Annotated in this window: 16 protein-coding genes; 13 read left to right on the top strand and 3 right to left on the bottom strand. The window is 67.2% G+C overall.

Annotated features, from left to right (window positions below):
• The first annotated feature begins 69 nt into the window (after positions 1-69).
• Both FIU89_RS12290 and FIU89_RS12285 read left to right on the top strand, forming a co-directional pair.
• Complete coding sequence (locus FIU89_RS12290; protein ID WP_152492865.1) at positions 70-747, top strand: HAD-IA family hydrolase; 678 nt, start codon at positions 70-72, stop codon at positions 745-747.
• An 85-nt stretch (positions 748-832) separates the two neighbouring features.
• Positions 833-2,032, top strand: coding sequence for a DegT/DnrJ/EryC1/StrS aminotransferase family protein (locus FIU89_RS12285; protein WP_152492864.1), 1,200 nt, complete (start codon positions 833-835; stop codon positions 2,030-2,032).
• A 169-nt stretch (positions 2,033-2,201) separates the two neighbouring features.
• On the opposite strand, the gene FIU89_RS12280 is transcribed toward FIU89_RS12285, so the two are convergent.
• Both FIU89_RS12280 and FIU89_RS12275 read right to left on the bottom strand, forming a co-directional pair.
• Positions 2,202-2,669, bottom strand: a complete 468-nt coding sequence (locus FIU89_RS12280) for a CreA family protein (protein WP_152492863.1) — start codon at positions 2,667-2,669, stop codon at positions 2,202-2,204.
• On the bottom strand, positions 2,669-3,139 hold the full coding sequence (locus FIU89_RS12275; protein WP_152492862.1) for a pyridoxamine 5'-phosphate oxidase family protein: 471 nt from the start codon (positions 3,137-3,139) through the stop codon (positions 2,669-2,671). Before FIU89_RS12275 ends, FIU89_RS12280 begins: the two co-directional genes overlap by 1 nt.
• A 147-nt stretch (positions 3,140-3,286) precedes the next feature.
• Here FIU89_RS12275 and FIU89_RS12270 point away from each other — a divergent pair, with 147 nt between their 5' ends.
• The 5 genes from FIU89_RS12270 to FIU89_RS12250 are packed head-to-tail and all read left to right on the top strand — an operon-like array spanning position 3,287 to position 7,426.
• Positions 3,287-4,450, top strand: coding sequence for an isovaleryl-CoA dehydrogenase (locus tag FIU89_RS12270; protein WP_152492861.1), 1,164 nt, complete (start codon positions 3,287-3,289; stop codon positions 4,448-4,450).
• 3 nt (positions 4,451-4,453) lie between these two features.
• Positions 4,454-4,762, top strand: coding sequence for a hypothetical protein (locus tag FIU89_RS12265; protein WP_152492860.1), 309 nt, complete (start codon positions 4,454-4,456; stop codon positions 4,760-4,762).
• Position 4,763: 1 nt separating this feature from the next.
• The gene (locus FIU89_RS12260; RefSeq protein WP_152492859.1) at positions 4,764-6,332 is read left to right on the top strand and encodes an AMP-binding protein; all 1,569 of its coding nucleotides are present in this window, start codon (positions 4,764-4,766) and stop codon (positions 6,330-6,332) included.
• Positions 6,329-6,817 carry a lysozyme inhibitor LprI family protein gene (locus tag FIU89_RS12255; RefSeq protein WP_152492858.1) on the top strand — a complete coding sequence of 163 codons (489 nt, stop codon included), beginning with the start codon at positions 6,329-6,331 and terminating at the stop codon, positions 6,815-6,817. Before FIU89_RS12260 ends, FIU89_RS12255 begins: the two co-directional genes overlap by 4 nt.
• A gap of 3 nt (positions 6,818-6,820) precedes the next feature.
• A complete protein-coding gene (locus FIU89_RS12250) occupies positions 6,821-7,426 on the top strand; it encodes a hypothetical protein (RefSeq protein WP_152492857.1) in 606 nt (201 codons plus the stop codon).
• 80 nt (positions 7,427-7,506) lie between these two features.
• On the opposite strand, the gene FIU89_RS12245 is transcribed toward FIU89_RS12250, so the two are convergent.
• Positions 7,507-8,118 (bottom strand): OmpW family protein, encoded by a 612-nt coding sequence (locus tag FIU89_RS12245; RefSeq protein WP_152492856.1) that lies wholly within the window; start codon positions 8,116-8,118, stop codon positions 7,507-7,509.
• A 158-nt stretch (positions 8,119-8,276) separates the two neighbouring features.
• Here FIU89_RS12245 and FIU89_RS12240 point away from each other — a divergent pair, with 158 nt between their 5' ends.
• From FIU89_RS12240 to FIU89_RS12215, 6 genes are all read left to right on the top strand, one after another.
• Positions 8,277-9,896 (top strand): carboxyl transferase domain-containing protein, encoded by a 1,620-nt coding sequence (locus FIU89_RS12240; RefSeq protein ID WP_152492855.1) that lies wholly within the window; start codon positions 8,277-8,279, stop codon positions 9,894-9,896.
• Positions 9,897-9,962: 66 nt separating this feature from the next.
• Positions 9,963-10,385 (top strand): ASCH domain-containing protein, encoded by a 423-nt coding sequence (locus FIU89_RS12235; RefSeq protein WP_152492854.1) that lies wholly within the window; start codon positions 9,963-9,965, stop codon positions 10,383-10,385.
• Positions 10,378-12,327, top strand: coding sequence for a biotin carboxylase N-terminal domain-containing protein (locus FIU89_RS12230; protein ID WP_152492853.1), 1,950 nt, complete (start codon positions 10,378-10,380; stop codon positions 12,325-12,327). Before FIU89_RS12235 ends, FIU89_RS12230 begins: the two co-directional genes overlap by 8 nt.
• On the top strand, positions 12,324-12,962 hold the full coding sequence (locus FIU89_RS12225; RefSeq protein WP_152492852.1) for a glutathione S-transferase family protein: 639 nt from the start codon (positions 12,324-12,326) through the stop codon (positions 12,960-12,962). The genes FIU89_RS12230 and FIU89_RS12225 overlap by 4 nt, the downstream gene beginning before the upstream one ends.
• Before the next feature lie 11 nt (positions 12,963-12,973).
• On the top strand, positions 12,974-13,657 hold the full coding sequence (locus FIU89_RS12220; protein ID WP_152492851.1) for a glutathione S-transferase family protein: 684 nt from the start codon (positions 12,974-12,976) through the stop codon (positions 13,655-13,657).
• Positions 13,650-14,504: a hydroxymethylglutaryl-CoA lyase gene (locus tag FIU89_RS12215; RefSeq protein ID WP_152492850.1), complete on the top strand. Its 855-nt coding sequence runs from the start codon at positions 13,650-13,652 to the stop codon at positions 14,502-14,504. The genes FIU89_RS12220 and FIU89_RS12215 overlap by 8 nt, the downstream gene beginning before the upstream one ends.

Below are 14,504 nucleotides of genomic sequence, written 5' to 3'. Positions count from 1 at the left end.
ATTGCGGGATGTGACAGGCACGGGCGGAAATGTGCTGAGCGTTGCACAATGACAAGAGGGGAATGCGGAATGGGTGATCGGCCTGGCACGGTGGTCTTCGATCTGGACGGGACGCTGGCGGATACGAGCGGAGATCTTATCGCCGCCGCCAATGCCTGTTTCCGGGGGATGGGCGAGGGCGATCTGCTGGACCCGGTGGCGGATGCGGGCACGGCGCTGCGCGGCGGGCGGGCGATGCTGACGCTTGGCATGACGCGGCTGGGGCGGGCGGATGACGTGGCCGAGATCGACCGGCAATATCCAATCCTTCTAAAGGCTTACGGCGAGGCGATCGACACGCACACGGTGTTCTATCCAGGCGCGATGGACGCGGTGGAGAATCTGCGGCTGGCCGGGCACCCGGTGGCGATCTGCACCAACAAGCCCGAAAAGCTGGCGCTGCAGCTGATGACCTCGCTGGGCGTGCTGGACAGGTTCGGCGCGTTGGTGGGGGCCGATACGCTGGCGGTGCGCAAGCCCGACGCCGAGCCGCTGCGCGAGGTTGTGCGGCGGGTGGGGGGCGATCCTGGCCGCTGCCTGCTGGTGGGGGACACGGTGACGGACCGCGAGACGTCGCGGGCGGCGGGGGTGCCGTCGGTGCTGGTGACGTTCGGGCCCGGGGGCGACGATGTGCGGGTGCTGGAGCCCGACGCGACGATCGACCATTTCGACGAGTTGCAGGGCGTAGTGCAGAGGCTTTTCGGCTGAAACCCGGTTTCGGGAAAGCGAAATGCCGCTTTTCGACAGGCGCTTCGAGATTGACCTGCGTTGCGCGAGGCCGCAATAAAAGCCCATGACCGAGGTTTTCACACGCAGTTTCACCCAGCAGGAGCCGATCCCCGAGGAGGGGATTCGCGCCGCGATGGAGGTGATGCAGAGCGGGCGGCTGCATCGCTATAACCTGTCGCCCGGAGAGGTGGGCGAAGTGGGCCTGCTGGAGCAGGAATTCGCGGCCTATACGGGCGCGAAATACGCGCTGGCCGTCGCCTCGGGCGGCTATGCGATGGCCACGGCATTGCGGGCGCTGGACGTGCAGCCTGGCGAAAAAGTGTTAACGAATGCTTTCACCCTCGCGCCGGTGCCCGGGGCGATTGCCAGTGTCGGCGCGGTGCCGGTTTTCGTCGGCGTGACCGAGAATCTGACCATCGACCTTGAAGATCTGGTTAACAAGGCGGGTCAGGCACGCATCCTGATGCTGAGCCACATGCGCGGGCACCTGTGCGACATGGACCGGCTGGTGGAGATCGCGAGCGACCACGGGCTGACCATAATCGAGGATTGCGCCCACACGATGGGGGCGGCTTGGAACGGGGTGCCGTCGGGGCGGCATGGGCTCATTGGCTGCTATTCGACGCAGACCTACAAGCACATGAATTCGGGCGAGGGCGGCCTGCTGGTGACGGACGACCCAAGCGTCATGGCGAAGGCGGCGATGCTGTCGGGGTCCTACATGCTCTATGGCCGGCACGGGACGGTGCCGCCGGAAGAGGAATTCGAGAAGATCAAGTACCAGACGCCCAATGTCTCGGGGCGGATGGACCACCTGCGCGCGGCGATTTTACGCCCGCAACTCAAGGCGTTGGACGCGCAATGTGCCAAGTGGAACGCGCGCTACCGGGTGGTCGAGGAGGGCCTGCGCGGCACGCCCGGCCTGAAGGTGGTGGAACGGTCGGAGGCGGAAACATACGTGGGGTCGTCGATCCAGTTCCTGCTGCTGGACTGGAGCAACGGGGCCATCGCGGAGGTGGTGGCGCGGTGCGTGAAACGCGGCGTCGAGCTGAAGTGGTTCGGGGGCGCCGAGCCGGTGGGGTTCACCAGCCGCTACGACAGCTGGCGCTATGCGCCGAGCGCGCCGATGCCCGAAAGCGACCGGGTGCTGAAAGGCATCCTGGACATGCGCCTGCCGCTGACCTTTACGCTGGAGGATTGTGCGCTGATCGCGCGGATCATCCGGGCGGAAGTGGGCGCGGTGCAGCAGGCCGGATCGACCTGAGACACCGGGTTAACGGCGACTCAGGAGCCGAAATGGCACGTCGGTATCGCGTCGGTATTTGGGTGGTCCGCCGACGGTGCGGTTTTCCGCGACCTGCCCGGTTAATGGAGCGTGCGGCGGTTAACGGACCGCACGCTGAGTGCCTCGCGGGCTGACGCGTTTCGGCGGGTCAGTCGTTGGGCGTTTCGTCGGGAATCGGGACGGAGGAGATCGAGACCTTGGCCGAGCCTTGCGACAGTTCGCGCCCGTGCGAGATGTAGACCAGCGTGTTGCGGTCGGCGTCATAGATGCGTTTCACGCGCAGCGTCTTGAAGATGATCGAGCGGCTGGCGCGAAACACATCCTCGCCATCCTCGGAGCGGTCGATGTCGCCCAGGGTGATCGGGCCGGTCTGCTGGCATTCGATGGCGCTGTTCGAGGGGTCCTCGAACCAGTTGCCATTGGCCAGCCGGTCGATGAAGCCGCGCTCGAAATAGGCAAGGTGGCAGGTGACGCCCTGCACCTCGGGATCCTCGATCGCCTCGACGATGATGTCGTTGCCGGCCCAGTCGACGCCGATCTCGCCCACCTGCTCGGCGCAGGCGGGCGAGACCATGAGGGCCGCCAGCGCGGCGGCCCCGAAACCTGCGCGGCGCATCAGAACGTGACCGTGCCGTGCTCGCCCACGTCGGGCGTGTCGTTGCTGATCGAGGCGCGGGCGAACTCGAAAAGCGACTTGGCGTCGCCATCGGTGGCCCAGACGGCCGCCTTCTTGGGGCGCATCGACACGAGCACGATGTCGTCGTCCTGGCGGCCCTCGTCGAACCAGACGGCGGCCATGGGCGACCAGATCTCGTCGAGCTTGGCCTCGCTGGTCTCGACCGACAGCGCGCCGTCAATATCGGCGTAGAGATGCGCGCTGGGACAGGCCGCGATGAACTTGCAGGTCTCGCCCTTGGCCGCCGCATCGGCGATGTCGGTGCCCTTGGCGGTGATGAACCAGATGGCGGTGTCGTCATCCGTGATGGTGGGCGCCATGGGGCGCGGCGGGGCGCTGGCGGTGGACAACATGCCGGCCTGCAGCTTGTCGAGGCGCTTCCACAGGGTTTCTCTCAGATCATCGGACATTGGATGACTCCTTTGTTATGCTGATGGTGTCTGGGGGCCAACCCGTGGTGCGCGGAATCGGTTCCGGCGCCGGGCGCGGGATTGACGGGGTGGCAGGGCAGGCCTATAAATGAACAAGCGTTCAATAAATGCCGGGAGGGGTGAGGAATGTTCGACGCGGTGATGAAGTTCGACCTGGGCGAGGACGTGCACGCCCTGCGCGAGATGGTGCATCGCTGGGCGCAGGAGCGGGTCAAGCCGCTGGCCGCCGAGATCGACCGGACGAATGAATTTCCCTCCGAGCTGTGGACCGAGATGGGCGAGCTGGGCCTGTTGGGAATCACCGTGCCCGAAGAGCATGGCGGCGTGGGCATGGGGTACCTTGCGCATGTGGTCGCGGTGGAGGAGGTGGCGCGGGCCTCGGCCAGCGTGTCGCTGAGCTATGGCGCGCATTCCAACCTGTGCGTGAACCAGATCAAGCTGAACGGGTCGGACGCGCAGAGGGCGAAATACCTGCCGGGGCTGATTTCGGGCGCGCATGTGGGCGCGCTTGCCATGTCAGAGGCGGGCGCGGGCAGCGACGTGGTGTCGATGAGCCTGCGGGCGGAAAAGCGCAACGATCACTATCGCCTCAATGGCAACAAGTATTGGATCACCAACGGGCCGGATGCCGATACGCTGTTGGTCTATGCCAAGACCGAGCCGGAAGCCGGCGCCAAGGGAATCACCGCGTTCCTGATCGAGAAGGCGATGACCGGCTTTTCGACCAGCGCGCATTTCGACAAGCTGGGGATGCGCGGGTCGAACACCGCGGAGCTGATCTTCGAGGACGTGGAAGTGCCGTTCGAAAACGTGCTGGGCGAGGAAGGCAAGGGCGTGAAGGTGCTGATGTCGGGCCTGGATTACGAGCGCGTAGTGCTGGCCGGGATCGGCCTGGGGATCATGGCGGCCTGCCTGGACGAGATCATGCCCTACATGGCCGAGCGCAAGCAGTTCGGGCAGCCCATCGGGAATTTCCAGCTGATGCAGGGCAAGATCGCGGACATGTACACGGCGATGAACTCGGCCCGGGCCTATGTCTACGAGGTGGCCAAGGCCTGCGATCGGGGCGAGGTGACGCGGCAGGATGCGGCGGCCTGTTGCCTCTATGCGTCCGAGCAGGCGATGGTGCAGGCGCACCAGGCGGTGCAGGCGATGGGCGGGGCCGGGTTCCTGAACGATGCCGCCGTCGCGCGGATCTTCCGGGATGCCAAGCTGATGGAGATCGGGGCGGGCACGTCCGAGATCCGGCGGATGCTGATCGGGCGCGAGCTGATGGGGGCGATGGCATAGGCCATGCGGTTAGGGCGCGCTCCGTGGTTTTTCATCCCGCTGCTGGCGCTCGTGTGCCTGGGCGCGGTCATTGCGCTGTTGCTGGGCGGGCGGTCGGTGACCACGACCGAGACGGCGGTGATCGAGGCGGTGGCGGAGCGCTACGTGGCCGAGACCGGGGCCGCGCGGACCGATTGCCACGCGACGCCGGCGCAGTCGGCGGGGCTGTGGCTGGTGGTGACATGTGCGGGCGCGCAGGGCGGCCGGGTGGACTATTTCGTCGACCGATTCGGCGAGGTGGCACACCGGGAAGAGGTGAAGGAAGGCGTTTAAGATGCTGGAACAAAAAGACTACGAGGCATTGAAGGGTGCATTTTCCTGGGACCTTCCGGCGCGGCTGAACATGGCGGCGCAGGCCTGCGACGACTGGGCGGCGCGGGCGCCGGACCGCGTGGCGATCAAGGATCTGGCCGAGATGCACCGCGATCTGAGCTATGGCGACCTGCGCGACATGGCGGACCGACTGGCGCATGTGCTGGTGGCGAAAGGCGTGGCGCGGGGCGACCGGGTGGGCGTGCTGCGCAGCCAGGGCGGCTGGTGCGCCGCGGCGCATATCGCGATCTGGAAGATCGGGGCGGTGTCGATCCCTCTGTTCAAGCTGTTTCGCGAGGAGGCGCTGACCAGCCGGGTGCGGGACGCGGGCGCGAATATCGTCGTCACCGACGCCGAAGGTGTTGATATGCTTGCGCCTTTGGCGGAAGTGGAGGCGTTTGTGCCCGAGGATGCGGACCTGCCGGAGCAGAGCCTGTTCGAGCCGGCGGAGACCGCACCGGACGACCCCGCCGTGCTGATCTATACCAGCGGGACGACCGGCAGCCCGAAAGGCGCGCTGCACGGGCACCGGGTGCTGACCGGGCACCTGCCGGGGGTCGAGATGCCGCATGATTTCCTGGGCCAGCACGAGGGGGATTGCCTGTGGACGCCGGCCGACTGGGCCTGGATTGGTGGCCTCTTCAACATCCTGATGCCGGGGCTGGCGCTGGGCGTGCCGGTGGTGGCGGCAAGATTGCCGAAGTTCAGCGTCGAGGAGTGCGTGAAGATCATCCGGCAGGGCGCTGTTCGAAATATCTTTTTCCCGCCTACGGCGTTGCGGATGCTCAAGGCCGCCGACGAGCGCATCGAGGGCCTGCGCACGGTGGCCAGCGGTGGCGAGCCGCTGGGGGCCGAGATGCTGGACTGGGGCCGCAAGGCGTTCGGGCTGACGATCAACGAGTTTTACGGGCAGACCGAGTGCAACCTTGTGGCCTGTTCGTGCCAGAGCCTGTTTGACCCGAAACCGGGCTGTATCGGCAAGGTGGTGCCTGGGCACGAGGTGGCGGTGCTGGACCGCGACGGACAGCCGACGGACGACGAGGGCGATGTCGCCGTAAAACGCGGCTCGGCCAGCATGATGCTGGAATACTGGAACCGGCCCGAGCAGACGGCGGAGAAGTTCCGGGGCGACTGGATGCTGACCGGCGACAGGGGTGTTTGGGACGGGGAGTTCCTGCGCTTTGTGGGGCGCGAGGATGACGTGATCACCAGTTCCGGTTACCGGATCGGGCCGGCGGAGATCGAGGATTGCCTGCTCACGCATGACGCGGTGGCGACGGTGGGCGTGGTGGGCAAGCCCGACGCCCTGCGCACCGAGATCGTGAAGGCCTATGTGGTGGTGCGGGACGGTGTGACGGCGGATGAGGCCTTGGCCGAAGCGTTGAAAACCCATGTGAAAGAACGGCTTGCGGGGTATTCTTATCCGAGGGAGGTGACCTTTCTGAAGGCCTTGCCGATGACGGTCACCGGCAAGGTGATCCGCAAGGAGCTGAAGGCACGGGCCGTGGCGGAAACGGAGGATGAGGTATGATTATGAGGGGGGTGGCGATAGTGGCAATTGCCGTGGCGGGCCTGTCGGGTGCGGCACGGGCGCAGGAGGCAAGCGTGAACGAGGGCACGGTCGCGGCCTGTTTCGACGCGGCCCCGCGCGATGCCGGTGTGCCGAGCTGCGTGGGAGATGCAGCGAACCAGTGCCAGACGCAGCCGGGCGGCGGCTCGACCATCGGGATCGTGGCATGCGTGCAGGCCGAGACGGCGGTTTGGGACAGGTTCCTGAACCGCGAATACAAGGCGACGCGGGCGCAGCTGGACCAGGTCGATACAGGGCAACCGCCTGTTTCGGAAGCGCTTTTGACGGCGCAGCGGACCTGGATCTCCTATCGCGATGCCGAGTGTGCGCTGGCCTTCGAGCGCAACCGGGGCGGCACGATCCGGTCGGTTGCGGCGGCGTTCTGCCTGATGCGGATGACGGCGCAACGGTCGCTGGAACTGCGCGACATGCGCGGAGGGATGTGAGGAATGGCGCGGCGGCGCGACCTGAGCCTGACGCTGGCGCAGGCGGCCCTGTGGCCTGTCGCGGCACTGGCCGAGGACGCCGCGCTGCCGGATTTCGCCACCTGCCTGCGGGGCGAGATCCTGCGCTATGAACAGGCGGTGACCGCCTTTGCACCGACCCCGGCGGAGAAGGCGGGCTATCCGCTGGCCAATGTCGCCGGCGTGGAATTCTGCGGCACCGTGGGGATCGTGATCTGCGATCGGTCCGAGGAACCTCTGGGCTGTCAGAAGGCGCTAGCGGTGGAGCAGGATATCTGGCGGGCGCGGGTTCTGACGGAGTTGCCGGAGCCGGAAGACGCGGAAGGCGCGGAGGTGGAAAAGCCTTTTGCGGACATACTTTACAAGCAACTCTTCGACTTGGCGCACGGGATGTCGGCGGGGCGCGATTGCGCCGGGCACAGCCCCCGGATGGAGATGTGGTGCCGGGCGCGCGAGGCCAACGGGCGGCTGCGCGCGGCGGTGATCGCGTGGCAGGTGGCGCGGCACGAGGGCAAGGTGGCGCCCGCCTTCGAGGCGGGCTGGATCGCCGCGCCGGACCCGGTGCGCCCGCGTGCGAGGCTAGACGAATGATGCAAACGCCGCGTGTCGCATATGGAAACGGGGCCGGCCCGAAGGCCCGCCCCGCCTGCTTCCCCGTCCCCCGGGAAGGATCAGAAGGTGTGGACGTAGGACACGCCGAAGACCCACGGGTTGATCTTGGCCTTGCCGATGTCCACGCCGTTCAGCTTGACGTCGCTTTCGATGTTCATCCAGCGGATGTCGGTCCGCAGCGCGCCCTTGTCGGAGACCCTGTAATCGAGGCCCGCGTGCAGGGCGAGGCCCCAGCTGTCGTCGAGGTCGAGGTCGTTGCCCGCGAGCGGGCCGACGGCCTTGGATTCGGTGAAGGTGGTGTAGTTGATACCGGCGCCGATGAAGGGCGTGATGTTGCCCTTGTTGGTGAAGTGGTATTGCAGCGAGAGGGTCGGCGGCAGGTGCTTGACCTCGCCGATCTTCACGCCGCCGGTGTCGACGTCATGGGCAAAGGGCCAGGCGGCCAGAAGCTCGACGCCGAGGTTGTTGGCGATGAAGTATTCGCCGGTCAGCTGCAGCGAGTAGCCGTTATCGACGCTGATGGGCGTGGGGCCGGCGAGCACGCCGTTGCCGCTTTCGGGGATGACGCCGGCGAGGCCGATGCCGAGCGAGACGTCGCCGCGCTCCTGCGCGAGGGCCGGAGCCGCGCCGGCGACGAGTGCTGCGAGTGCGAGGGCGGTGAGATGTTTCATGGTCTTTCCACTTCTGTCTTGTGTGGCGCCATTATGCGCGCGGACTCACTAAGCCGCCTTGATGCAAGTCAAAATCGTGAGGCAAAGTTGACGAGGCGCGGAAGGGTGCCGGCCTGCTGCACTGCGGCGGCGGAGACCAATTTGAAAGGAGGGGGCGCATGAAGATTGCCTCGAAGATCCTGACCGGATCGGCGGAGTTCCAGGCCAACCGGGAGGCGCATCTGGACGCGCTGGCGGTGGTCGAGGAGGCCGCGCGCGCCGCGGCCGAGGGCGGCGGCGAGGCTGCACGGGAGCGCCACAAGAGCCGGGGCAAGATGCCGCCCCGCGAGCGTGTGGCGAACCTGCTGGACCCGGGCAGTCCTTTTCTTGAGGTGGGCGCGGTGGCGGCGCATGGGTTGTATGATGGCGCCGCGCCTTGTGCCGGGGTGATCGCGGGTGTGGGGCGCGTGCAGGGGCGCGACTGCATGGTTGTGTGCAATGACGCCACGGTGAAGGGTGGCACGTATTATCCGATGACCGTGAAAAAGCATCTGCGGGCGCAGGAGATCGCCGAGGAATGCCGCTTGCCCTGCATCTACCTGGTGGATTCGGGCGGCGCGAACCTGCCCAATCAGGACGAGGTGTTCCCGGATCGGGACCATTTCGGGCGGATTTTCTACAATCAGGCGCGGATGAGTGCGAAGGGGATCGCTCAGATCGCCGTGGTGATGGGCTCGTGCACCGCCGGGGGCGCGTATGTGCCCGCGATGAGCGACGTGACCATCATCGTGCGGGACCAGGGGACTATATTCTTGGCCGGACCGCCGCTGGCGAAGGCGGCGACGGGCGAGGATGTGACGGCCGAGGACCTGGGCGGCGGGGATGTTCATACGCGGCTGAGCGGCGTGGCGGATTACCTGGCCGAGGATGATGCGCACGCGCTGGCCTTGGCGCGGCGGGCTGTGGGGAACCTTGGAACGGAGGCCGGGGTGGCCGGGGTGAACCCCGGCCTACGGATGGAGGCACCGGAGGCGCCCGCCTATGACACCGAGGAGATATTGGGTGTGGTGCCGGGGGACCTGCGCACGCCTTATGACATCCGCGAGGTGATCGCGCGGCTGGTGGATGGCAGCCGGTTCGACGAGTTCAAGGCGCGGTTCGGAGAAACGCTGGTGACGGGGTTTGCCCATGTGGAGGGCTGCCCGGTGGGGATTGTCGCCAATAACGGTGTCTTGTTCAGCGAGGCGGCCCAGAAAGGCGCGCATTTCGTGGAGTTGTGCAGCCAGCGCAAGGTGCCGCTGGTGTTCTTGCAGAACATCACCGGGTTCATGGTGGGGCGCCGGTACGAGAACGAGGGGATCGCGCGGCATGGGGCCAAGATGGTGACGGCGGTGGCGACGACGAGCGTGCCCAAGGTGACGATGCTGGTGGGCGGCTCTTTCGGGGCCGGGAATTACGGCATGGCGGGGCGGGCGTATCAGCCGCGGTTCCTGTGGACCTGGCCGAATTCCCGCATTTCCGTGATGGGCGGCGCGCAGGCGGCGGGCGTGCTGGCGACGGTGAAGCGCGACGCGATCGAGCGCAAGGGCGGGACATGGAGCGCCGACGAGGAGGCGGCGTTCAAGCAGCCGACAGTTGATATGTTCGAGGAGCAGAGCCATCCGCTTTATGCCAGTGCGCGGTTGTGGGATGACGGGATCATCGACCCGCGGAAATCCCGGGCGGTGTTGTCGCTGTCGTTGCGGGCGGCGCTGAATGCGCCGGTGGAGGAGACGCGGTTTGGTCTCTTTCGGATGTGAGGCCGGGCGCGCGCCTCTGGGCCGCGCGGGACGGCGTATGGAAAAAGGTGAAAGAGGGTCGTGACGATGCAATTGCAAGCGGTTCAAGAACGGTACCCGGGGGCGCAGGCCTATGTGTTCGGCGACAGCGCCCGGATGTCTGCGGAATTGATCGGGCTGGTGCGCGCGGGCCCCAAGCGGGCGACCTGCCTGTCCATGGCCGAGGTGGCGCGCGGCGAGGCAGTGCCGCAGATCGCGCGTTGCGACGTGGCCACGACCTTTGACGGTCGGCCCGCCCTAGTAACCCGGACGATGGAACTGCGGCTGGTGCGGTTCTGCGACATGCCCGAGGCGCTTGCCCTGGCCGAAGGAGAGGATGAGACGCTGGCCGGGTGGAAAGAGGGTCACGAGGGGTATTACCGGCGGATCGGGGTTTTCGATCCTGAGATGGAACTGATCTGGGAGCGGTTCGAGGTCATCGAGGATCTGGGGGCCGTGGACGATGTTTGACACGATCCTGATTGCCAACCGGGGCGAGATTGCCTGCCGGGTGATGGAGACGGCGCGGGCCATGGGGGTGCGCTGTGTCGCCGTCTATTCCGATGCCGACCGGGCGGCGCGGCATGTGGCGCTGGCGGATGCGGCTGTGCATATCGGGGGGGCGGCACCGGCGGAGAGCTATCTTGACGGGGCGAAGATCATCGCGGCGGCGCAGGAGAGCGGCGCGCAGGCGATCCATCCGGGATACGGGTTTCTGAGCGAGAACCCGGATTTCGTGGAGGCGGTGGAGGCGGCGGGGCTGACCTTTATAGGACCGTCGGCCAAGGCGATCCGGGCGATGGGGCTGAAGGATGCGGCCAAGGCGCTGATGCAGGACGCAGGCGTGCCGGTGGTGCCGGGCTATCATGGCGAGGAGCAGGACGCGGGATTCCTGGCCGAAAAGGCCGGGGAGATCGGCTATCCGGTGCTGATCAAGGCCGTGGCAGGCGGCGGCGGCAAGGGGATGCGGCTGGTCGAGGCGGCGAAGGGCTTTGCCGAGGCGCTGGAGAGTGCGAAGGCGGAGGCGAAGACCGCCTTCGGCAATGAGGCGGTGCTGATCGAGAAGTATATCCAGCAGCCGCGGCATATCGAGGTGCAGGTCTTTGGCGACGGGCAGAGCGCCGTGCATCTTTTCGAGCGGGATTGCTCGTTGCAGCGGCGGCATCAGAAGGTGATCGAGGAAGCGCCGGCGCCGGGGATGACGCCGGAGGTGCGCGCGGCCATGGGGGCTGCGGCGGTGCGCGCGGCGGAGGCCATCGGATATGCCGGGGCGGGGACGGTGGAGTTCATCGTGGACGGCTCGGAAGGGCTGCGCTCGGATGGGTTCTGGTTCATGGAGATGAACACGCGGTTGCAGGTGGAACATCCTGTGACGGAAGAGATCACCGGGGTTGACCTGGTGGAGTGGCAGTTGCGGGTGGCCGCGGGGGAAGGCTTGCCGAAGCGGCAGGAGGATCTGTCGATCAATGGCCATGCTTTCGAGGCGAGGCTTTACGCCGAGGATGTGCCGAAGGGTTTCCTGCCGGCGACGGGGCGGCTGCGGCACCTGGAGTTTCCCGAGGGGGCGCGGGCGGATACCGGCGTGCGGGCGGGAGACGAGATTTCCCCGCATTACGATCCGATGATCGCCAAGCTGACAACGCGCGGGCCGACGCGTGCGGTGGCGCTGCAACGGCTGGGTGCGGCGCTGGAAGCGACGCAGGTGGCGGGGACGGTGACGAACCTGGCCTTTCTGGGGGCGCTGGCGCGGCATGAGGGCTTTGGCCGGGGCGAGGTGGATACCGGGCTGATCGCGCGGGACCTGGAGGCGTTGAGCGCGCCGCCTGATGTGAGCGACGCCACGGTGGCGCTGGCGGCGTTGGCGAGCCTTGGATTGCTGGACGAAAGCGGGCCGGAGACGGGCTTTGCCCTGTGGCAGCCTTTGCGGCGGAGCGTGGTTCTGCGGCGCGAAGGCGAGGAGGTGCAGGCAAAAGTGCAAAGCCTGTCGGCGGGTGCGCATGACGTGGAGGTCGGTGACGCGCTGGTCGCGGCCCGGCGCGTGGGCGGGCGCTGGCAGATGGACGGCCAGCTGGCGCCGGAGGTGGCGGTGACGGGCGACCTGGTGACGGTCTTTGCTGGCTACGGAATCGGGTTCGACATCCTCGATCCGCTGGAACGGGGCGAGTTTGCCGCCGGCGACGCCAGCGTGATCGAGGCGCCGATGCCGGGGATGGTCAAGGCGGTCTTTGCCGAAGCCGGGCAGGAGGTGGCGAAGGGCGACCGGCTGGCCGTGTTGGAAGCGATGAAGATGGAGCACAGCCTGCTGGCCCCGCGCGACGGGGTGGTGGCCGAGGTGCTGGCCGGGGCGGGCAGCCAGGTGGAGGCCGGCGCGGCGCTGATCCGGTTGGAGGAGGACGCGGAGGCGGCGGCGTGACGGAGGGGCTGCGGCTGACCGGCTATCGCTTCAGCGTCTATACGCGCAGCGTGCGGATGGTGCTGGCGGCGAAGGGGTTGGAGTATGACTATGTGGAGTGTGATCCGTTCGGGGAGGATGCGGAGGCGCTGACACGGCTGCATCCGTTTAGACGGGTGCCGGTGCTGGAAGCCGGAGACTTTCGGCTGTGGGAGACGCAGGCGATACTCGACTACCTGGAGGCCATCGCGCCGGAGCCGCTGATGGTGCCGGGCGCGCCGGAGGGGGTGGCGCGGATGCGGCAGGCGATGGGGATCGCGGACAGCTATGCCTATTGGCCGCTGGTGCGGCAGGCCTTTTCCAACGGCGTCTTCGCGGCGCTGGAAGGCGAGGCGGGCGATGCCGGTGCTTTGGCGGACGGTTTGGCGAACGCGCCGCGCGTGCTGGACGCGCTGGAGGAGATCGCCGCTAAAGGGCAGGTGCTGCGGCCCGGGAGCCTGGACCTGGCGGGCTGTCACCTGTGGCCGATGCTGGACTATTTTGGAATGCTGCCAGCCGGGGAGGAGATGATCGCCGCACGGCCCGCGCTGGCGGCGTGGTGCGGCTGGATGCGAACCTGCTCCGCGGCGCACGCGACGCGTCCGGTGCTGACCTAGGAGGCGATGGCGTGATTGTCCTGCACCATGTGCCGCAAAGCCGCTCGATGCGGGTGCTGTGGCTGTTGAACGAGCTGGAAGGCGTGGAATTTCGCGTGGTGACCCATGCGTTCGACAAGAGCCTGCGGCAGCCGGAATTTCTGAGCCTGTCGCCGGCGGGGCGTGTGCCCGCGTTGGAGATCGAAGGCGAGCGGATGTTCGAATCGGGCGCGATGATGGAATACCTGTGCGAGAAGTTCCCCGAGCGGGGGATGGGCCGGATGCCGGGCGACATGGACCGGATGGCCTATCTTGTGTGGTTGCATTTCGCCGAGACAGTCAGCCAGCACGTCGCGATCCTGACCCAGCAGCATATCATGCTGCGCGAGGATCACATGCGCAGCCCGACGGTGATGCGGCTGGAGGCGGCGCGCCTGCGCAAGTGCTATGGCGCGATCGAGGCGCGGCTGAGCACGCCGGTGGAGAACCGCGATTACCTGCTGACCGGGGGGTATTCGGCCTGTGATATCGCCGTGGGTCAGGCGGTTTACATGGCGCGGCATTTCGCGACGCTGGACGGGTTTCCCGAGACGGCGAAATGGTACGACCGGCTGACCGAGCGGGCGGCGTACCAGGCGGCCTTGCCCGAGGAGAGCGGCGCGCGAATCTACGAGCAGGCGTTCTATGCGGCGCCGGAGGAGGATGCGGATGGCTGAACGGGTCGAGATCTTCGAGGTGGGCCCGCGCGACGGGTTGCAGAACGAAAAGCGAGAGATCCCGGTGGCCGAGAAGGTGGCGCTGATCGACTGCCTGAGCGGGGCGGGGTTTGCCCGCATCGAGGTGGCGAGTTTTGTCAGCCCCAAATGGGTGCCGCAGATGTCCGGCTCGGCCGAGGTGCTGGCGGGCATCACCCGCGCGCCGGGGGTGAGCTATGCGGCGCTGACACCCAACATGCGCGGGTTCCAGGACGCGATGGCGGCGGCGGCGAACGAGGTGGCGATTTTCGGCTCGGCCTCGGAAGGGTTTTCCAAGGCCAATATCAACGCCACGATAGAGGAGAGCCTGCAACGCTTCGCGCCGGTGGCGGAGGCGGCGCGCGAGGTGGGCGTGCCCTTGCGCGGCTATGTGTCCTGCGTGACGGACTGTCCTTATGACGGGAGGGTTTCGCCGGACCGGGTGGCCGAGGTGGCAGGGCGGCTTTACGAGATGGGCTGTTACGAGATCAGCCTGGGCGACACGATCGGGCAGGGCACGCCGGAGAGCATCGACGCCATGCTGCGCGCGGTGACGGGGGCGGTGCCGGCGGAGAAGCTGGCGGGGCATTACCACGACACCGGGGGCCGGGCGCTGGACAATATCGAGACGTCGCTGGCGCACGGGCTGCGGGTGTTCGACGCCGCTGTCGGGGGCCTGGGGGGCTGTCCCTATGCGCCGGGCGCGAAGGGCAACGTGGCGACTGAGAAGGTGCATGACCGGCTGGAGGCGCTGGGCTGCGCCACGGGGCTGGACCGCGACGTGCTGGGCCGGGCGGCGGAGATGGCGCGCGCGATGCGGGTCGGGTGA

Source organism: Roseovarius sp. THAF27 (genome assembly GCF_009363655.1).
Lineage (GTDB): Bacteria > Pseudomonadota > Alphaproteobacteria > Rhodobacterales > Rhodobacteraceae > Roseovarius.
This window is presented reverse-complemented; position numbering and strand designations above follow the sequence as displayed.